The sequence below is a fragment of the Mycobacterium sp. genome, assembly GCF_049683935.1.
In the GTDB taxonomy this organism is placed as follows: domain Bacteria; phylum Actinomycetota; class Actinomycetes; order Mycobacteriales; family Mycobacteriaceae; genus Mycobacterium.
The window spans coordinates 1-19,537 of the sequence record NZ_JBAUJR010000477.1 but is presented as its reverse complement, the minus strand read 5'-3'; the positions used below and the strand labels follow the sequence as shown (position 1 = coordinate 19,537).

Genomic DNA, 19,537 nt, shown 5'->3' with positions numbered 1-19,537 from the left:
CCGTTGCCGCCCTTGCCACCGTTGGCACCGGCACCGCCGTTGCCGAACAACAGTCCGCCGCTGCCGCCCTTGCACGCCGCAGCCAGACAATCCGCGGCGGCGTCGGCGCCGTCTCCGATCAGCCAGCCACCGGGGCCGACCATCGGAATCGCGGCCACCGAACCGACTTCCGGGTTGCCGGCACGATTGCCCGTCGACGAGACCCACCACGGCTCATCGGAGAAACGCGGACTTGCCGGAGCGAGAAGCGAGTCGAACGAGGCCAGCTCGACCGGGCGAACCGTCGTCGCCGGCTGCGTGGTCAGGAGCACTCCGATGCCGACCGCTGCCGCACCGCTCGCGCCGGCAGTCAACCAGCGGTTCGTCATGTCGTGTCCGATGCGACGGCGTCTAGCCATGCGCAGTCCCCCGATCTGCTCGCTTCATGGAATCGCCGGAATCTAGCATGGCAAATCGCCATGGCTGTCAATTCCCCCGCGCCCCATGGCCGGTCGTGTCGACACGAAGTTAGCCGACAACAAGTTCCGGCTCGGAAAGTCGAGCGTCAGGGTATGGAAGACGACGGCCCGTCTTCGCAATTACCCCGCAGCGGGTCGCACAACGACGCCGAGGACACCGGCGGTGCAGAAACCGCAAACACCAATGGGAATGCCGCGACCGAACGCGCCCGGCGCGGGGTGGTCAGCGCTTGCGCTCGCGCACCTTGTACGTCGACGGCCACGATTCCCGGGTCTCGTCCCCGACCAGCGGAACGCCTTTGCTGCCGATTCTGATGTCGAAAGCTTCCTTGCCGGGTCCGACCTCGCGGTTGGCGTGTTCGGTGGCCAGATAGATCAACTGGTCGATTTCCGCTTCGGCGAACGTGACGAAGGTGGTCTTGCGGACGAGTTCCTCGGCCGGCGGCGTCATTCGTTCGGGCAGGACCCGGGTCAACAGCGCGGCAGTTCCGAGCAGCGCGAACGGCACCATCCAGTAACAGATGAAGGACAGCGGGGTGCGCGTGTCCAGAATCGTCGCGTCGCCCTGCACGATCGGCGGAATGGCCGACGACACCGTCATGCCGCCGAACGCAGCGATCCAGATCCAGGTCAGCAGCGAGGTGATACGCGCGAACGCCTCGCTCTCGACGACTTCCTTGGGCTGACCGACGACGGCGAAGTCCCGCACGAACGGTTTACCGATCAGCGCGCTGACCAACGCCACCAGGAAGATTCCCGCCGTGCTGAGCGGCTGGATCCACCGCTCCATGAACCCCTGGCTCACCGAGAATGTCAGCACGGTCAGAAGTAGGAACGTCGCAACGGCGCCGATCTCGAGCGTTCGTCCGGGGGATCCACTTGCACGGGCGATGACGAACGCGGCGATCGCAACCGCAAACGCCACCAGCACCGCCGCGACGAACGGCACGTTCCCCACCAGAACCCAGTAGATGATCCACGGCGCGAACCCCAGGAGTATCCCCACGCGACAGAGTGTATTGAGCCACACGCCAGGAACCGCGACCGCCGTCATCAGCCTTGGTCCGGCGCAAAGCTCCCGTCGCTGGTCGGCAGGTACGGAGTGACACGAATCACAGCCGCCACCGGTAGGGGTCCGTACAAATGCGGGAACACCATGCCAGCAGGATCCGTGGCAACCCCCGGCTCCCAGCGAAGCGGAGAGGAGAGCCGTGCGGCATCGATGCGTAGCAACATCATGTCGGTGCGGCCCGCGTACAGTCGGTTGGCAGGCAGATGAACTTGTTCCGGTCGGGACAGATGCACAAAACCCGTCTGGTCGAGTGAGTCAGGCCGCAACTCACCGGAGTCCGAGGCGTCCCGCCACTCCTCGACCGAACACAGATGTACGAGCACGTCGCCGGACGTGTTCGACGTCGAATCCATACCGCCAGCCCCAATCGGTCGCAACACAGAGGTTCGTGAGACACGACACACCCGCAAACCCCCGGGGAACAAGGCTGAAACCCCAAGCGTCTGACAGAGTATGAAGAACGTCGCTACACCCTATGGAGGTGCCATGACCGCAACGCTCACCAGTCCAGAATTGACCAAGGCTGATCGATGCGACCGGTGCGGCGCGGCGGCACGCGTGCGTGCCAAGCTTCCTTCGGGTGCCGAACTGCTGTTCTGCCAGCACCACGCCAATGAGCACGAGGCGAAGCTCGTCGAACTCGCGGCGGTCATCGAAGTCAGCCAGTTGGAGCCATAGCCGCCAATCGGCAATGCTGGACTGGTCATGACTGACCAGTCGCTGCGGCCACGGCCGTCACGTCACCACCTTCGCCGCATCACCGGTCGTACCTTGGCGAAGAGTTGGGACGACTCGATCTTCTCGGAGTCGGCTCAGGCTGCTTTCTGGTGCGCGCTCTCACTTCCTCCGCTTTTGCTGGGGATGCTGGGCAGCCTGGCCTACGTGGCCCCGCTTTTCGGTCCGGACACACTTCCGGTGATTCAGAGCCAGTTGGTCAGCACGGCAGCGCGGTTCTTCTCCCCCAATGTGGTCAGCGAGATCATCGACCCCACGGTGCGTGACATCGTCCAGGGCGCCCGCGGTGAAGTGGTGTCGCTCGGGTTCGTGATCTCACTGTGGGCGGGGTCGTCGGCCATCTCGGCGTTTGTCGACTCGATCACCGAGGCGCACGGTCAGACGCTCTTACGGCATCCGGTGCGTCAGCGGTTCTTCGCGCTGGGCCTGTACGTGGTGATGCTGTTCGGCGCCATCGTGACTGCACCCTTCCTCGCCCTCGGGCCACGCAAGATCGCCGAGTTCATCCCCGACAGCTGGGACCACATCCTGCGGTACGGCTATTACCCGGTGCTGTTCCTCGCGCTGGTGGTGGCGGTGAACCTGCTCTACCGCGTGTCGCTGCCCAAGCCGTTGCCCACGCACCGCCTGCTGTGCGGGTCCGTGCTGGCCGCGGTGGTCTTCCTGGTGGCGACCTGGGCGCTACGGGTGTACCTGACGTGGATCACCAGCACGGGCTACACCTACGGCGCACTGGCCACTCCGATCGCGTTCCTGCTGTTCGCGTTCTTCCTCGGTTTCGCGATCATGTTCGGCGCCGAGTTGAACGCCGCGATCGAGGAGGAGTGGCCCGCTCCGGACACCCACGCCAAACGCTTCCGCTGGTGGCTGGCGTCGAAAGCAGATTCGCTCAACGGCGGCGGCCGAGCGCGTGCCGCGGAGTCGACCGACGCCGATGCGGCTACTTCTTGAGCTGCTCGTAGATCTTCTTGCAGTCGGGGCACACCGGCGAACCCGGCTTGGCCGACCGAGTCACCGGGAACACCTCGCCGCACAACGCGACGACGTGGGTGCCTATGACGGCGCTCTCGGCGATCTTGTCCTTTTTGACGTAGTGAAAGAACTTCGGGGTGTCGTCGTCGGTCCCGTCATCGACACGTTCGTCGGTCTCGGTGCGCTCGATCGTCTGGGTCTGCATCACCTCATTCTGCCTCGCAATGGATCGGTAAGAAACGTGACGGCTGCGCCCGGGCTGCGATGTGGAACAGTGGAGAGATGAAACAAGGCCAAGAGCTGAGTTTCGACGACGAAGGTCGGCCGGTTCTCATCACCCGAGCCGCCGTCGCGTACGAGGAACAGCACCGCCGGCGGGTACGGAAGTACCTCGCTCTGATGTCTATTCGCATCCCGGCACTCATCCTGGCCGCGGTGGCGTACGGCATCTGGCAGAACGGCCTGATCTCGCTGGCGATCATCGTGGTGTCGATTCCGTTGCCGTGGATGGCGGTTCTGATCGCCAACGACCGGCCGCCTCGTCGCGCCGAGGAACCCCGTCGCTACGAATCGCGAGGACGGATCCCGCTGTTTCCGACGGCGGAGCGGCCCGCGATCTACGGCCCGCAGGCCGCACCGCCGCCGCCGGACGCCGACGATCCGCAGCACGACACCGATGATCTCGGCGGCGACGTTCCCCGCTGAGCATCTTTCGGCGCACTTCTCAGCACATTCTCAGGTCTGGCTGCGAAAAGCGCAGCTCAGGAGGTGTGAATCGAAGGTCGGGCGGGAACTCTTTCCGGGAACAGAGCGTTGTAACTCGTGAACGCTCGACCCGATCAGGAGGCCGTAATGGCAAACGCCGCCAGCACTCGCAGTGACCAGGATCTGGATGCTCAGAGCCCCGCAGCGGACCTTGTGCGCGTGTATTTGAACGGCATCGGCAAGACCGCGTTGCTCACTGCAGCCGACGAGGTCGACCTGGCCAAGCGCATCGAGGCCGGCCTCTACGCGCAGCATTTGCTCGCCACCCGTAAGCGCTTGGGCGACAACCGGAAACGTGATCTCGCCGCCATCGTCCGTGACGGTGAGGCAGCGCGGCGTCACCTTCTCGAAGCCAACCTGCGGTTGGTGGTGTCGCTGGCCAAGCGGTACACCGGTCGCGGGATGCCACTGCTGGACCTGATCCAGGAGGGCAACCTGGGACTGATCCGGGCGATGGAGAAATTCGACTACGCCAAGGGATTCAAGTTCTCCACCTACGCGACGTGGTGGATCCGGCAGGCGATCACCCGCGGCATGGCCGACCAGAGTCGTACCATCCGCCTTCCCGTCCACTTGGTCGAGCAAGTCAACAAGCTCGCGCGGATCAAGCGGGAGATGCACCAGAGCATGGGCCGTGACGCAACCGACGAGGAACTGGCCGAGGAATCGGGCATCCCCGCCGAGAAGATCGCCGATCTGCTGTCGCACAGCCGCGACCCGGTGAGCCTGGACATGCCTGTCGGCAGCGACGAAGAAGCGCCGCTGGGCGACTTCATCGAGGACGAGAACGCGATGTCGGCGGAGAACGCAGTGATCTCCGAACTGTTGCACACCGACATCCGTTACGTGCTGACCACTCTCGACGAGCGCGAACAGCAGGTCATCCGGCTGCGTTTCGGCCTCGACGACGGCCAGCCCCGCACGCTGGATCAGATCGGCAAGCTGTTCGGGCTGTCCCGGGAGCGCGTCCGCCAGATCGAGCGCGAGGTCATGTCGAAGCTGCGCAACGGTGAGCGTGCCGACCGGTTGCGGTCCTACGCCAGCTGAGCCGATCCCGAGCAGAAAGCCCGCCGGTCCACCCGGCGGGCTTTCTGGCGCATGGGGTGTGGCCCGTGTCGCCCGATGAAGCACCGCTGTTCACCCGGGCAGACCGGTAGACTCACGTCAGACGGAGGGTGTGCGAATGAACGATCTGGTCGATACCACCGAGATGTACCTGCGAACCATTTACGACCTCGAGGAAGAGGGCGTCATCCCGCTGCGGGCGCGGATCGCGGAACGTCTCGATCAGAGTGGACCCACCGTCAGTCAGACCGTGTCGCGGATGGAGCGCGACGGGCTGCTGCACGTGGCGGGAGACCGTCACCTCGAACTCACCGACAAAGGCAGGTCACTGGCGGTCTCGGTGATGCGTAAGCACCGTCTGGCCGAGCGACTCCTGGTGGATGTCATCGGGCTGCCGTGGGAAGAAGTGCACGCCGAGGCCTGCCGCTGGGAACACGTGATGAGCGAGGACGTCGAGCGCCGGCTCGTCCAGGTCCTCAACAACCCCACCACGTCCCCGTTCGGAAATCCGATCCCCGGGCTGTCAGAGCTCGGATACGGCGATCAGCTGATCAACGAGACCATCAACCTCGTCCGGCTGACCGAGCTGCCCGCCGGTATGCCGGTCGCGGTGGTGGTGCGCCAGCTGACCGAGCACGTCCAGGGCGACGCGGATCTGATCGCCAGGCTCAAGGAAGCCGGTGTGGTGCCCAATGCGCGTGTGACGGTCGAGGTGAACAACCACGGCGGCGTCGTGATCGTCATCCCCGGCCACGAGCAGGTCGAGCTGCCGCACGAGATGGCCCACACCGTCAAGGTCGAGAAGGTCTGACCGGGCTACCCCGCCCGGCGGCCGAACCGCTGCCTCGGCGGCAGCCGCACACCGAGCTGTTCGGCGAGTCGATAGCCGGTACGCGCCAGCTCTCGGACCCGCTCGGGACGCATCCCCGACTGCAGCGCGGAGTCGAGCATGCCGGCCATCCGGTGCCACGGTGCACATCGCAGCGCCGCCTCCAGCGATATGCCCGCAAGCGGTCCATCACCGCGCGCATACGCTGAAAACGCCAACAACACAAGCGCTTCCACCCGCCACGGTTCCGGTAGGCGGCGCGCCAGATCAGCCCAGAGAGACTCGGCCGCTCCCGCGTGTTCGCCGACGGCGAGCGCGTAGAGGGTGTCGCGCACCCTCGGATCCGTCAGCGACAGCGCCAAGCGGGCCAACTGGTCATCGTCGAGCGGACCACCCGCTCCGATCTGCTCAGCGCACGCGAACGCGTGCTCGATGTCACTTCGCGCCTGCGAATCCGGACGATCGGCTGCGACCTCCCCGACTTGTCCGATCGCCCCCGCCAGCGCAGCGCTGCGGTCGGGATCGGTGGGTGCGACGACCGCGACGAGTTCGGAGCGGCGCGTGTAGAGGCGGCGGCCGTCGAGCACCGCCGCCACCGCGATCGGGGACGCCGCCGGATCCTCGACCACACCGGAACTCCCGCAGCCGTCAGCGCAATACCATCGCCCGCCTGCCGCGACCTTGTCGACCACGTGCGCGGCGAGAAGTTCGACATCCCACCTCGCGAGTTCGACGGCCAGGTCGTGGGCCAGATCGCGATATTCGTCGGCACACATCCGGCACGCGGCGCCCTCGCCGTCGACGATCACCGCGATCGCGACCTCGGCTCCGGACGCAGCCGCCAACCCTGCGAAATGGCCGAGCGAGTCGCCATCCACCTCTGCGCAGAGATCGGCCCGCATGACGGCGCCCATCTCGCCGTGGGCAGCGGTGACGAGCACCAGCGACTTCTCGGGCACGAAGCCGAGCACAGCGGGTAGCGCGGCGATCAGCTCGCCGGGTCGGTCGAGTGGGGAATCGGGGCGATGTGTGGTGGGCATGACGCAAACCTCGCAACAGCTGCCGACGAGTTGCCCCCGACGCCGATCCGCCGGCCCTGAACTGTGGATGGAATCGCCATTGGGGATGAATGGCCACAGCCCTCCGGCAGCTGTTCACCTGGAGTTGACATCGGTGTCATGGGAGTCGGGGTCAACGGGCGTAGATGTGTGTGCCATGGGTTCCACACAGGAATACGACCTCGTTGTGATCGGGTCCGGACCGGGCGGGCAGAAGGCGGCCATCGCCGCGGCGAAGCTCGGCAAGTCCGTGGCTGTGATCGAGCGTGGGCTGATGCTGGGCGGGGTGTGCGTCAACACCGGCACGATCCCGTCGAAGACGCTGCGCGAAGCCGTCGTCTACCTCACCGGAATGAATCAGCGCGAGCTCTACGGCGCCAGCTACCGCGTCAAGGACAAGATCACCCCCGCCGACCTTCTCGCGCGCACGCAGCACGTCATCGGCAAGGAGATCGACGTCGTGCGCTCGCAGCTGATGCGCAACCGGATCGAACTCTATGTCGGTCACGCCCGGTTCCTCGACGAGCACACCATCCACGTCGACGATCCCAACCGCGCCGAACGTGTCACCGTGAGCGGCCGCCACATCGTGATCGCCACCGGCACCAAGCCCGCCCGTCCCTCCGGCGTGGAGTTCGACGAGGATCGGGTCCTGGACTCCGACGGAATCCTCGACCTCAAGACCATTCCCGGCTCGATGGTCGTGGTCGGCGCAGGCGTCATCGGCATCGAGTACGCGTCGATGTTCGCCGCGCTCGGCACCAAGGTCACCGTCGTCGAGAAGCGCAGCAACATGTTGGAGTTCTGCGATCCGGAGATCATCGAGGCACTGAAGTTCCACCTGCGCGACCAGGCCGTGACGTTCCGGTTCGGCGAGGAGGTCACCGCAGTCGACGTCGGCGCGTCCGGCACCGTCACGACGTTGGCCAGCGGCAAGCAGATCCCCGCCGAGACCGTGATGTACTCGGCGGGCCGTCAGGGCCAGACCGAGCACCTCGATCTCCCGAACGCCGGTCTGGAAGCCGACAACCGGGGCCGGATCTTCGTCGACGACAACTATCAGACCAAGGTCGACCACATCTACGCCGTCGGCGATGTGATCGGCTTCCCCGCCCTGGCCGCGACGTCGATGGACCAGGGTAGGTTGGCCGCCTATCACGCGTTCGGCGAGCCGTGTAAGGGCATGACCGAACTCCAGCCCATCGGCATCTACTCGATTCCCGAGGTGTCCTACGTCGGTGCCACCGAGGTGGATCTGACCAAGGAGTCGGTGCCCTACGAGGTCGGAGTGTCCCGCTATCGTGAGCTGGCGCGCGGCCAGATCGCCGGCGACTCCTACGGAATGCTCAAACTGCTGGTTTCGACCGAGGATCTGCGCCTGCTGGGCGTCCACATCTTCGGCACCAACGCCACCGAGATGGTGCACATCGGCCAGGCTGTGATGGGCTGCGGCGGCACCGTCGAATACCTCGTCGACGCCGTGTTCAACTACCCCACGTTCTCGGAGGCCTACAAGGTCGCAGCGCTGGACGTGATGAACAAGCTGCGCGCGCTGCACCAGTTCCGTTCCTGAGGCTTCTCCGCGTCACGATGGCGCTTCGCCACAGCACGACGGCGCCGACGCGGTCGCATGGAATGTCACATCGAGGTGTTCGCGTTCGAACAAATGGGTGACGCCGGGCATACCGCCGTGGCGGAGATCCCCAGGTGCGAGACACTAGAAGTTCACGGTGCCGACGACATCACTGTTGCGGCGCACCGCGAAGAGGAGGCGAGAGATGGCTGAAAGCCCAGACGAACCTGGTCAGCAGTACCAACCTGAGCAGACCGGCATGTACGAACTCGAGTTCCCCGCTCCGCAGCTCGCCGCTGCCGACGGCCGTGGCCCGGTGTTGATCCATGCACTCGAGGGCTTCTCCGACGCCGGCCGAGCGATCAAGCTGGCTGCCGAGCACCTCAAGAACACCCTCGACACCGAGTTGGTGGCGTCATTCGCGATCGATGAGCTGCTCGACTACCGGTCCCGTCGGCCACTGATGACGTTCAAGACCGACCACTTCACCCACTACGACGAGCCCGAACTGAATCTCTACGCGCTGCACGACAGCGTCGGGACGCCGTTCCTGCTGCTCGCCGGCCTCGAGCCGGACCTGCGGTGGGAGCGCTTCATCACCGCCGTCCGACTGCTGACCGAGCGACTCGGGGTGCGCCGCGTCATCGGCCTGGGTGCCATTCCGATGGCGGTGCCACACACCCGGCCGATCACCCTGACCGCACACTCCAACGACAAGGAGCTCATCACCGACCACCAGCCGTGGGTCGGTGAGGTACAGGTCCCCGGCAGCGTGTCGAACCTGCTGGAGTTCCGGATGGCCCAGCACGGCCACGAGGTCGTCGGTTTCACCGTGCACATCCCGCACTACCTGGCCCAGACCGACTATCCGTCGGCCGCCGAGACGCTGCTGTCGGAGGTTGCCAGGAGCGGGTCGCTGCAGATCCCGACGGCCGCGCTCGCGCAGTCCGCTGCCGAGGTCCACGACAAGATCAACGAGCAGGTGGCGGCGAGCCCGGAGGTCGCTCAAGTGGTGGAGGCTCTGGAGCGCCAGTACGATGCGTTCGTTGCCGCTCAGGAGAACCGGTCGCTTCTGGCGCACGACGAGGATCTGCCCAGCGGTGACGAGCTCGGCGCCGAGTTCGAGCGTTTCCTCGCCCAACAGGCCGGTGACGACGACAGGAAAGACGGGGACGATCCCACCGATCGGCCCTGGCCGAAGTAGCTGCTATCCGTCCCGACGACGAAGTGGGCGATATGACCGTGACCCCCGGGTTTGTGTGATGACCGAACGCAAACCGAACCTGCGTACCGTGCGGGAACTCACTCCCACCCTGGAGTACCGAACGATCCACGGCTACCGCCGGGCGTTCCGGGTGGCCGGCTCGGGTCCGGCCATCGTGTTGATCCACGGCATCGGTGACAACTCCACCACCTGGGACACTGTGCAGGCCAAGCTCGCGCAGCGGTTCACCGTCATCGCGCCCGACCTACTCGGCCACGGCAAGTCCGACAAACCGCGCGCCGACTACTCCGTTGCCGCCTACGCCAACGGACTGCGTGATCTGCTCAGCGTCCTGGACATCGACAGCGCCACGGTGGTCGGCCACTCTCTCGGCGGCGGCGTCGCCATGCAGTTCGCCTACCAATTCCCGCAACTGGTAGACCGACTCATCCTCGTCGGGGCGGGCGGGGTCACCAAGGAAGTCAACGTGGCACTGCGGATCGCGTCTCTGCCGCTGGGCAGCGAGGCGCTCGCCCTGCTACGACTCCCCCTGGTGCTGCCCGCCTTGCAGGTCATCGGCCGGATGGGTGGCGCGCTGTTCGGGACAACCGGAGTGGGCCGCGACATCCCCGACATGCTGCGCATCCTGGCCGACCTTCCCGAACCGACGGCGTCGTCCGCGTTTGCGCGAACACTGCGCGCGGTGGTCGATTGGCGCGGCCAGGTGGTGACCATGCTCGATCGCTGTTATCTGACCCAATCCGTTCCGGTGCAACTGATCTGGGGCGGCAGCGATTCGGTCATCCCGGTCAGCCACGCGGAGATGGCGCACGCGGCGATGCCGGGCTCGCAGCTGGAGATCTTCGAAGGCTCCGGGCACTTCCCGTTCCACGACGACCCGGACCGATTCGTCGAGATCGTGCAGAAGTTCATCGACTCCACCGAACCTGCGGTCTACGACCAGGATTACCTTCGCGGTCTGCTGCGGGCGGGGATCCGGGAGGGCGCGATCTCAGGCCCGGTGGACACGCGGGTCGCGGTGCTGGACGCCATGGGCGCCGACGAGCGCAGCGCAACCTAGCAACCCCACGGCAGCGGTTTTCTCGGCCGGCGGCTGTGCCCACACGTAGCATCGGCACCATGGCCATCGACGTGACAGTGCTGCGCGTGTTCACCGACCGGGACGGCAGATTCGGCAACCCTCTGGGTGTGGTGGACGCAGCCACCGTCGACCCCGCGGATCGGCAGCGCATCGCCGCCGAATTAGGCTACAGCGAAACGATATTCGTCACCCTCCCCGAAGCGGGAACACACACCGCACACGCTCACATCCACACGCCCACCACGGAACTGCCCTTCGCCGGGCACCCGACGGTGGGTGCGTCCTGGTGGCTCGACCACAGGGGCACACCGGTGAAAACGTTGCAGGTTCCCGCAGGCATCGTGCAGGTCAAGTACTCCGGAGACCTGACGTCGGTCAGCGCCCGCGCCGAGTGGGCGCCGGACTTCTCGATCTACCAACTCGACAGCGTCGACGAGCTGTTCGCCGCGGACCCGGACGACTACCCTGACGAGGTCGAGCTCTACCTGTGGAGCTGGCTGGACGAATCGGCGGACACGATCAGATCGAGGATGTTCGCCCCGCACCTCGGGATTCGCGAGGATGAGGCGACCGGCGCCGCAGCGGTCCGCATCACCGAGCACCTCAGTCGCGACCTCACCATCGTGCAGGGACAGGGATCGATCATCCAGACCACCTGGTCTGCTGAGGGCTGGGTGCAGGTGGCGGGGCGGGTCGCCGACGACGGAACGCGTCAGATCGACTGAGCGGGCTCGCCCTCGACCGGTGCCTCGCGGTGAGCACGCAACGCCTGAATCTCGCGTTCGAAGTCCTCAGCTGACGAGAACGAGCGGTACACCGACGCGAACCGCAGGTAGGCCACTTCGTCGAGGTCACGCAGGGGTCCGAGAATCGCCAGACCCACTTCGTGACTGGGCACTTCCGGAGAGCCGGTCGCCCGCACCGCGTCCTCGACCTGCTGGGCGAGCAGGTTGAGCGCGTCGTCGTCGACCTGTCGGCCCTGGCAGGACCGCCGGACACCCTTGATGACCTTCTCCCGGCTGAACGGCTCGGTCACCCCGCTGCGTTTCACCACAGCCAGAACCGCGGTCTCGACGGTCGTGAATCGACGCCCGCACTCGGGGCACGACCGACGTCGGCGGATCGCCTGGCCCTCATCGGTCTCGCGGGAATCAACCACACGAGAATCGGGATTACGGCAGAACGGACAGTGCATCACCGCTCCTTCGCCGCACCGACAGAGAACCGCCTCGAACGTCTTCGAGCGTACCTGCGCTGCCCACGGGTGGCTCAACGCCGGTCCGATTGGCGCGTACCTCACCTCACGATTCCTCAGAATGCTTGGACAGCGGGGCGTTTGGCAGCTGGGCAGCCATTGTTCAGCCGACGGGCGCGATGAGCGTCTGCCCCGCGGCCAGCGACGCGGTCTTGAGTTCGTTCAGTTCGCGGATCCGCTCGACGACATCTCCGACGGGCGCATCGGGCGCTACCCGCTGGGCGATGTGCTGTAGCGACTCCCCTGACTTCACCTGCACCACCGCCAGGCGGCCGGGGATCTCGGCCTCGCTACCGACCACACCGCCCAACTGTGCGACCAGCCCCAGCCACAGGGTGATCGCGCCGGCGATGAGCGCCAGAATCACGGTGGTCGCCGGGGTGATCGGGCGCCGACGATGTGATGCCCGGGATACGAGCACCCCGGTACCCCGGTAGCGGACCGCAGCGCCGCCGGGTCGCACCCGGCGCGAGGCGTCTGCCGGTCGAGTGCGCCCGCCCTCGACCACCGCGCACCGGCGGTCGACACGCCGGAAGTCGTCATCGAACGCGGTCCAGGCCTCGCGAGTGTGGAGGATGGTCATCTGTCTGCCCTTTCGGTCCGGCTGGTTGTTCGCTCTTGTGTTCGAACGGTACTCGATCATGTGTTCGATGGATAGAACATGTGATCGAACTGTTGCGAACGCTAGAGCAAGCCACCGACATGTCTCCCCGGACCGACACGCGTCGAACACATGTTTGATTCTTGCTGCCGTCCGCGTTACATTCGGCCTCATGAGCGATGACAGCAGCGACACCACGGCCATCATCGACGCACGGCGTGACCGCGAATCAGGACTCACCGACCGTCAGCGCACGATTCTCGACGTCATCCGCGCATCGGTGACGACCCGCGGATACCCGCCGAGCATCAGGGAGATCGGAGATGCGGTCGGGTTGACCTCCACATCGTCGGTCGCACACCAACTGCGGACGCTCGAGCGCAAAGGGTTTCTCCGACGCGACCCGAACCGTCCCCGCGCGGTGGACGTGCGCAGCCCCGAGGAGGGTGGCGCACCCATCGTGACCACGGAGGTCGCCGGCTCGGACGCGTTGCCGGAACCGACGTTCGTCCCCGTTCTCGGGCGCATCGCGGCCGGCGGTCCCATCCTGGCCGAGGAGGCCATCGAAGATGTGTTCCCGCTACCGCGCGAACTCGTCGGCGAAGGGTCGCTTTTCCTGCTCAAAGTGGTCGGCGAATCGATGGTCGACGCAGCGATCTGCGACGGCGACTGGGTGGTCGTCAGACAGCAGAACGTCGCCGACAACGGCGACATCGTCGCGGCGCTGATCGACGGGGAGGCCACCGTGAAGACGTTCAAGCGAACGCGCGGCCAGGTGTGGCTGATGCCTCACAACCCCGCGTTCGACCCGATCCCCGGCAACGACGCCGCGATCCTGGGCAAGGTCGTCACCGTCATCCGCAAGATCTGACGGAATCCCGGACGCTAGTCCCCGCGCACGAATCCGTTCGTGCGCGCCATTTCCTCACTGGCAAACCAGATCTCGACGGGGGCCTCGTCGTAGTCGGCACTATCCGGCACCCAGTACAGGCCCGAAGCGGTGTCGGCTTTGATCGGATAGCCATCGGGGATTTCGTGTGGATCATCAAGCGGCAGTCGTAGCGCCGTGGCCGAGGGTGCCGGTTCGTCAAAATCGATCCGGGCGTGGCGGCCGGTGTCGGTCAACGGGTCTCGGTCGAACGCAGCGAAAGGCTCCGGTTCGAACGCGGCAATACGCTCCGGTTCGGACTCGACCAGACTCTCCGGTTCGGACTCGACCAGCCCGTCCTCGCCGGATGTCATGTCGGTCTGATCCTCTGGGACCTCGGCGCTTTCCGAGAAGGCCATGTCGGTGGCCGTCGGGACTCGTGTCGGTGCGGTATCCACCGAGTCCGGGTCGTCCTGCTCCAGGGCAAGGTCGTCGAAATCGTCCTCATCCGTCTCGGCTGATGTCTCGGCCGGCACCGGCGCACCCCAGAAGCTCAGCGGAGCAGGAGGAAGCTCGTCGGACGCAGTCGGCGCCGCCGGGACCCCGGAAGACAGCGATCCCAGCCCCTCTCGTGCATAACGATCACCGAACAGGGTGTCCTCGCGACCGTCCTCATCCTGACGACCTGTGGCCGTCAGGGCCGGCTCGTAGCCCGGACCGTCATCGCCCGCACCACCGGCCGGCGGACCGAACAGGTCATCGTCGTCGCCACCACGTCTGCGGTTGCGCATGACCGCGAAGGCCACCAGACCCGCCAGCAACAACACCGGGATGACTGCGAGCAGCCACCACCATGTCCACTGCATCCCCTCGGCGTCGGTGTTCGACGCCGGCGTGGTCGACTGTGGCGCTTGTTGTTCGGGGACCTCGAGGTCGGCCAACTGCGACGCGAGATTGGCGGGTTCTGTGCTGAACCGCTTCGTATCCGAGTTCCACGAGATGGCTCCACCGCTGAAACGCTGAGTGATCACCCCGCCGTTGTCGGTCTGATCTGCCACGGGGGCACCCATCTCGCCGGTGGCGCCGCCGAGCTTCTCCCACGCGGCGGCCATCGGGCCGCGGACGATCACCGCACCGTGGTCGGGAGTCCAGAAGATCACCGGCTTGTCGTCGGCGGCGAAGGTACTCATCCGGCTCGCGGGAGCGACCCCGCCGTCGACCTCGCTGGTGACCGGGAAGCCGAGGTCACCTTCCGGGCCGCCGACACTCTCGTACTTGGCCAGCACCTGACCGGTCACGACGTTCGCCCCGGTCTGAGGACTGTAGAAGATCTTGCCGTTGACAAAATCCTGACCGAGACCGTCGGCCCCGATCGGGTACGGCTCCCCCTCTGCGGCACCGAGAGGCCCCAGCGGTCCTCCCGCAGCCCGGCGTGCGGCGTTGATCGCCGACACCGGATCGTCAGGAACGGCCAGGTCCGTCAGCTGGCCCGCGAGGTCGGGCGGAACCGTCGTGAACGTCTTGGCCCGCGAGTCGTAGGAGAGCTCACCGCCGGTGAACACCTGGGTCACCACCGCGCCGTCGTAGGTCGGATCTTCCGCAGGCACGCCGAGCACCCCGGACGACCCGCCGAGCCTGTCCCACGCCGCGTTGATCGGCCCGCGAACCACCCGGGCACCCGTGTCGGGTGTCCAGAAGATCACCGGATTGTCCGCCGCGTCGAACGTGCTGTTCCGGCTGTTCGGGGCGCGGCCGGGCCCCTCGTCGATCTCGGGGAAGCCCAGATCGCTGTCCGCGGGGCCACCGAGGGCTTCGTACTTCTCGAGAATCGCGCCCTGCATGAACCGGGCACCCGTTGCCGGCGTGAAGAACATCTTGCCGGAGGCGAAGTTCTGCGCGAAGCCCGCGCCGGCCGGATAGACGTCGCCTGACTTGGGGCCCAGCGGACCGGCGTCACCACCATTGGCCTGCCAAGCAGCGGTGATCGCGTCGTTCGCCTCGACCTCAGGCTGCGCCGCCGCGACGGGAGCGAGCAGGAGCGCCGCAGCGACCCCCAACACCCCGATCGTCGCGCGACCGACCACACGTAAGCGCAGCATCGGCTGCCGGATCATTCGTCCTCCCCGCGGTCGGCGACAAAGTTTCCTTCAACAGATCTCTTCGAAACCTGACTTCGAAAAGTCCTGCGAAAGTACCGCGTGCGTTCACTTTGCGTCAGTGGACGTCGATTACCAAGGAACCTCGCCGATTCAACGGAAAGAATATGAAGTCATCGACCACTGTTCGAGAGCCCCGTCGGCTGCCTGTGTTTATACGCCGAGGCTCCGGCCGATGATTTCCTTCATGATTTCGGATGTCCCCCCGTAGATGGTCTGTACCCGGGCATCGAGATATGCGCGCGCCACCGGATATTCGCGCATGTACCCGTAACCGCCGTGCAATTGCAGGCATCGATCGATCAAATGAACCTGCTTCTCCGTCGAATACCACTTGGCCATGGCAGCCTGTTCGACGGTCAAGCGGTCGTCGAGGTGCAAGCGGATGTACTCGTCGACCATCATGCGGACGACGGTTGCCTCGGTGGCCAACTCGGCCAGCAGGAAGCGGCTGTTCTGAAAGCTGCCGATCGGCTTTCCGAATGCCTTGCGCTCCCTGGCATATTCGACGGTCTGCGTCAGCACCTCCTCCATCGCGGCGGCCGCCATGATGGCGATGGAGATCCGCTCCTGCGGCAGGTTCTGCATCAGGTAGACGAACCCCTGGCCCTCTTCGCCGAGCAGGTTCTCTGCGGGCACCCTGACGTCGGTGAAGGACAATTCGGCGGTGTCCTGGGCATCCAGGCCGAGCTTGTCGAGATGGCGGCCGCGCTCGAAGCCCGCCATTCCTCGCTCGACCATCAGCAGCGAGAATCCCAGCGCGCCCTTCTCCGGGTCGGTCTGGGCCACCACGATCACCAGATCGGCGTGAATTCCGTTGGTGATGAAGGTCTTGGAGCCGTTGAGGATGTAGTGATCGCCGTCCTTGACCGCTCGCGTCTTGATGCCCTGCAGGTCGCTGCCGGTGCCGGGCTCGGTCATGGCGATCGCGCTGATGAGCTCGCCGCTGCAGAATCCGGGCAGCCAGCGCTGCTTCTGCTCCTCGGTGCCCAGTCTGATCAGATAGGGCGCGGTGACGTCGTTGTGCAGGCTGAAGCCCAGCCCGCTGTACCGGCCCGCGGTCACTTCCTCGGTCACGATGGTGTTGTAGCGGAAGTCCGCGACTCCGCCGCCGCCGTACTCCTCGGGCACCGCCATGCCCAGAAAGCCCTGCTTACCGGCTTCGAGCCAGACACCGCGATCGACGATCTTGTCCTTCTCCCACGCCTCGTGGAACGGCGCGACGTGCCGTTCGAGGAACGAGCGGAAGGAGTCGCGGAACATCTCGTGCTCGGGTTCGAACAGGGTGCGCTCGTAGGCGATGACGGGTTTGGCTTCGGCCCCCATGGGCGTCCCTCCGTGGTTGGTACGGGCTGTTACCGCCAAAGTACCCCATCCAACCGGGTGGTTGGTCGAGCCACCGGTGCGTCAGCCGACCGTCATAAACTCGCCACCATGGTCTCGCCCGTCCCACCCGCTCTGACCAGCCTGACGCACTGGGGCGCGTTCACCGCGACCGTCGATTCCGGTGACGTCGCGTCGGTGACACCGCTGCACGGCGACGCCGATCCCTCTCCTGCGCTGGGCAACCTCCCCGGGTCCGTCCGGCACCGATCGCGGGTCACCACGCCTGCGGTCCGCCGCGGCTGGCTCGAGGGCGGACCGGGCCCCAGCGATCGACGCGGCGCCGACGAGTTCGTCGCCGTGTCCTGGGACGAACTCACCGACCTGCTGGCCGGTGAACTGCGCCGCGTCGTGCAAACCCACGGCAACGAGGCGATCTACGGCGGTTCGTACGGTTGGGCCAGCGCCGGCCGCTTCCACCACGCTCAGAGCCAGGTACATCGATTCCTGAACTGCCTTGGCGGGTACACGTTCTCGCGTCACTCCTACAGCCTGGGCGCGACCGGGGTGATCATGCCCCGGGTGGTGGGCACCCACGACGACCTGTTCAAACGCTCCACCCAGTGGGACGTCATCGTCGAACACACCGATCTCATGGTGTGTTTCGGCGGGATGGCGCTGAAGAACACCGGTGTCAATCACGGCGGCACGACCGCCCACCCGGCCCGGGATGCACTGCGCCGGTTGCGGGAACGCGGCGGTCAGATCGTGTCGTTCTCCCCGCTGCGCGACGACGTCGACGGCCCGTGTGACTGGTATGCCGCGGTGCCCGGGACGGACGTGGCGATCATGCTCGCCCTGGCGCATGTTCTGGCCTCCGAATCCCTGACCGACCGCCATTTCCTGGCGACCTACTGCGTTGGCTACGAGCGCTTCGAGCGCTATCTTCTCGGAATCGACGACGGCGTTCCGAAGTCACCGCAGTGGGCCGCGTCGATCTGCGGATTGTCCGCAGAGGAGTTGACGGTGCTGGCACGCCGGATGGCAGCCGCGCGCACCATCGTCACCGTCAGTTGGTCACTGCAGCGGACCCGGCACGGCGAACAGGCGCCGTGGATGGGACTGACGTTGGCCGCGATGCTCGGCCAGATCGGCCTTCCCGGAGGCGGATTCGGCCACGGATACGGGTCGATGAACGAGCCGGGACTGCCACCCCTGCGATGCGGGCTGCCGCGGCTACCGCAGGGCGTCAACCCGGTCTCGTCGTTCATCCCCGTCGCCGCGGTCAGCGAGATGCTGCTGCATCCCGGAGAGATGTTCGACTACAACGGGATCCGGCTCGTGTATCCCGACATCAGACTTGTCTACTGGGCCGGGGGTAACCCGTTCCACCACCATCAGAACATCCCCCGATTACGGCGGGCGCTGAGGCGCCCCGACACCGTGGTGGTTCACGAACCGTACTGGACCGCGATGGCCAAACACGCCGACATCGTGGTCCCGTCGACCACATTCCTCGAGCGGGAGGACTTCTCCGGGTCCAAGAACGACCCGATCCTGATGGCGATGCCGAGAATGACTGAGCCCTATGCGCAATCGCGCGACGACTATCAGACTTTCGCCGCCTTGGCGCGCAACCTGGGCTTCGAGGAGGCGTTCACCGAGGGACGCACGACCCGGGAATGGCTGGCCCACCTCTACCGAACATGGTCGACGTCACTGGATTTCGACGTTCCCACGTTCGACGACTTCTGGCGGACCGGCCGGCTGCGGCTGCCGACTGACGATGGGCTGACACTGCTGGCCGATTTCCGGTCCGACCCGGCGACGCACCGACTCGGCACCCCCAGTGGCCTGATCGAGATCTTCTCCGCCACCATCGACGCCTTCGGCTATGACGATTGCCGGGGGCACCCCTCATGGTTCGAACCGACCGAATGGCTCGGCGGGCCCCGCGCAGCCGATTATCCGTTGCACCTGATCGCGAATCAGCCTGCGAGCAGGCTGCACAGCCAACTCGACGGTGGCGCGGCCAGCCAACAGTCGAAAGTCCAGGGCCGGGAACCGATCCGGATGAATCCGTCGGATGCGCGGGTGCGTGGAGTGGTCGGTGGCGATGTCGTGCGGGTGTTCAATGACCGCGGGGCATGCCTGGCCGGAGTGGTGCTCGACCCCGGGGTGCGGCCTCGAGTCGTACAGCTGTCCACCGGAGCCTGGTTCGATCCGGTGGACCCGGCCGACCCGGACGCCATGTGCGTCCACGGCAACCCCAACGTGCTCACCGACGATGTGGGCACATCCTCACTGGCCCGCGGATGCACCGGCGCACATGTGCTGGTGGAGGTCGTGAAGTTCACCGGCCCACCGCCACCGGTGCGTGCTCATGAGCCACCGGTGATCAGGTAGTCGCGCCGCCTACGGCGTCGTACGAGCGTGCCCGCGGGCTCCGGCACCGCGTGAGCCGCGCCGCCGGTTTCCACCGCCGGCGCCGCCGGCACCCC

General features: G+C 66.0%; 19 protein-coding genes and 1 pseudogene. 11 read left to right on the top strand and 9 right to left on the bottom strand.

The window, feature by feature from the left end; translation table 11 throughout:
- The 3 genes and pseudogenes from WA965_RS27110 to WA965_RS27100 form a co-directional block, all read right to left on the bottom strand.
- Positions 1-398: pseudogene (locus WA965_RS27110) on the bottom strand (hypothetical protein); the annotation flags it as partial.
- 283 nt (positions 399-681) lie between these two features.
- Positions 682-1,464: a hypothetical protein gene (locus WA965_RS27105; protein WP_526296227.1), complete on the bottom strand. Its 783-nt coding sequence runs from the start codon at positions 1,462-1,464 to the stop codon at positions 682-684.
- Positions 1,465-1,511: 47 nt separating this feature from the next.
- Complete coding sequence (locus WA965_RS27100; RefSeq protein WP_526296225.1) at positions 1,512-1,883, bottom strand: DUF952 domain-containing protein; 372 nt, start codon at positions 1,881-1,883, stop codon at positions 1,512-1,514.
- 133 nt (positions 1,884-2,016) lie between these two features.
- On the opposite strand from WA965_RS27100, the gene WA965_RS27095 reads away from it, so the two are divergent.
- Together WA965_RS27095 and WA965_RS27090 are read left to right on the top strand one after the other, a co-directional pair.
- Positions 2,017-2,208 (top strand): DUF7455 domain-containing protein, encoded by a 192-nt coding sequence (locus WA965_RS27095; RefSeq protein ID WP_137147806.1) that lies wholly within the window; start codon positions 2,017-2,019, stop codon positions 2,206-2,208.
- A 27-nt stretch (positions 2,209-2,235) separates the two neighbouring features.
- Entirely contained in the window at positions 2,236-3,216 is a 981-nt protein-coding gene (locus tag WA965_RS27090) for a YhjD/YihY/BrkB family envelope integrity protein (RefSeq protein ID WP_526296223.1), read from the top strand.
- On the opposite strand, the gene WA965_RS27085 is transcribed toward WA965_RS27090, so the two are convergent.
- Entirely contained in the window at positions 3,206-3,442 is a 237-nt protein-coding gene (locus tag WA965_RS27085) for a DUF3039 domain-containing protein (protein WP_526296221.1), read from the bottom strand. The genes WA965_RS27090 and WA965_RS27085 overlap by 11 nt on opposite strands.
- A gap of 59 nt (positions 3,443-3,501) precedes the next feature.
- Between WA965_RS27085 and WA965_RS27080 the strand changes: the two genes are divergently transcribed.
- The 3 genes from WA965_RS27080 (at position 3,502) to WA965_RS27070 (ending at position 5,878) form a co-directional block, all read left to right on the top strand.
- Complete coding sequence (locus tag WA965_RS27080; RefSeq protein WP_526296219.1) at positions 3,502-3,942, top strand: DUF3099 domain-containing protein; 441 nt, start codon at positions 3,502-3,504, stop codon at positions 3,940-3,942.
- A 147-nt stretch (positions 3,943-4,089) separates the two neighbouring features.
- Positions 4,090-5,049: a sigma-70 family RNA polymerase sigma factor gene (locus WA965_RS27075; RefSeq protein WP_526296217.1), complete on the top strand. Its 960-nt coding sequence runs from the start codon at positions 4,090-4,092 to the stop codon at positions 5,047-5,049.
- A 136-nt stretch (positions 5,050-5,185) separates the two neighbouring features.
- Positions 5,186-5,878: an iron-dependent transcriptional repressor DtxR gene (locus tag WA965_RS27070; protein ID WP_526296215.1), complete on the top strand. Its 693-nt coding sequence runs from the start codon at positions 5,186-5,188 to the stop codon at positions 5,876-5,878.
- 5 nt (positions 5,879-5,883) lie between these two features.
- Here WA965_RS27070 and WA965_RS27065 read toward each other — a convergent pair whose 3' ends face one another.
- The gene (locus tag WA965_RS27065; protein WP_526296213.1) at positions 5,884-6,936 is read right to left on the bottom strand and encodes a DUF4192 family protein; all 1,053 of its coding nucleotides are present in this window, start codon (positions 6,934-6,936) and stop codon (positions 5,884-5,886) included.
- A 175-nt stretch (positions 6,937-7,111) separates the two neighbouring features.
- Between WA965_RS27065 and sthA the strand changes: the two genes are divergently transcribed.
- The 4 genes from sthA to WA965_RS27045 all read left to right on the top strand — a co-directional run bounded on the left by sthA (position 7,112) and on the right by WA965_RS27045 (position 11,558).
- On the top strand, positions 7,112-8,527 hold the full coding sequence (gene sthA, locus WA965_RS27060; protein ID WP_178358561.1) for a Si-specific NAD(P)(+) transhydrogenase: 1,416 nt from the start codon (positions 7,112-7,114) through the stop codon (positions 8,525-8,527).
- 205 nt (positions 8,528-8,732) lie between these two features.
- Entirely contained in the window at positions 8,733-9,731 is a 999-nt protein-coding gene (locus tag WA965_RS27055) for a proteasome assembly chaperone family protein (protein WP_178358563.1), read from the top strand.
- A 58-nt stretch (positions 9,732-9,789) separates the two neighbouring features.
- Positions 9,790-10,812 carry an alpha/beta fold hydrolase gene (locus WA965_RS27050; protein WP_178358564.1) on the top strand — a complete coding sequence of 341 codons (1,023 nt, stop codon included), beginning with the start codon at positions 9,790-9,792 and terminating at the stop codon, positions 10,810-10,812.
- A 59-nt stretch (positions 10,813-10,871) separates the two neighbouring features.
- Positions 10,872-11,558: a PhzF family protein gene (locus tag WA965_RS27045; RefSeq protein WP_526296210.1), complete on the top strand. Its 687-nt coding sequence runs from the start codon at positions 10,872-10,874 to the stop codon at positions 11,556-11,558.
- Here WA965_RS27045 and nrdR read toward each other — a convergent pair.
- Positions 11,546-12,028, bottom strand: coding sequence for a transcriptional regulator NrdR (gene nrdR, locus WA965_RS27040; protein WP_526296208.1), 483 nt, complete (start codon positions 12,026-12,028; stop codon positions 11,546-11,548). The two genes, WA965_RS27045 and nrdR, sit on opposite strands and share 13 nt — an antisense overlap.
- Before the next feature lie 163 nt (positions 12,029-12,191).
- Positions 12,192-12,671, bottom strand: coding sequence for a LysM peptidoglycan-binding domain-containing protein (locus tag WA965_RS27035; RefSeq protein WP_526296207.1), 480 nt, complete (start codon positions 12,669-12,671; stop codon positions 12,192-12,194).
- Between the two features lie 190 nt (positions 12,672-12,861).
- Between WA965_RS27035 and lexA the strand changes: the two genes are divergently transcribed.
- The gene (gene lexA / locus WA965_RS27030; protein WP_526296205.1) at positions 12,862-13,560 is read left to right on the top strand and encodes a transcriptional repressor LexA; all 699 of its coding nucleotides are present in this window, start codon (positions 12,862-12,864) and stop codon (positions 13,558-13,560) included.
- A 14-nt stretch (positions 13,561-13,574) separates the two neighbouring features.
- Here lexA and WA965_RS27025 read toward each other — a convergent pair whose 3' ends face one another.
- A complete protein-coding gene (locus tag WA965_RS27025) occupies positions 13,575-15,671 on the bottom strand; it encodes an LGFP repeat-containing protein (protein WP_526296203.1) in 2,097 nt (698 codons plus the stop codon).
- A gap of 195 nt (positions 15,672-15,866) precedes the next feature.
- The gene (locus tag WA965_RS27020) at positions 15,867-17,039 is read right to left on the bottom strand and encodes an acyl-CoA dehydrogenase family protein (protein WP_526296201.1); all 1,173 of its coding nucleotides are present in this window, start codon (positions 17,037-17,039) and stop codon (positions 15,867-15,869) included.
- Positions 17,040-17,147: 108 nt separating this feature from the next.
- Between WA965_RS27020 and WA965_RS27015 the strand changes: the two genes are divergently transcribed.
- The gene (locus tag WA965_RS27015) at positions 17,148-19,442 is read left to right on the top strand and encodes a molybdopterin-dependent oxidoreductase (RefSeq protein ID WP_526296199.1); all 2,295 of its coding nucleotides are present in this window, start codon (positions 17,148-17,150) and stop codon (positions 19,440-19,442) included.
- Positions 19,443-19,537: the final 95 nt, after the last annotated feature.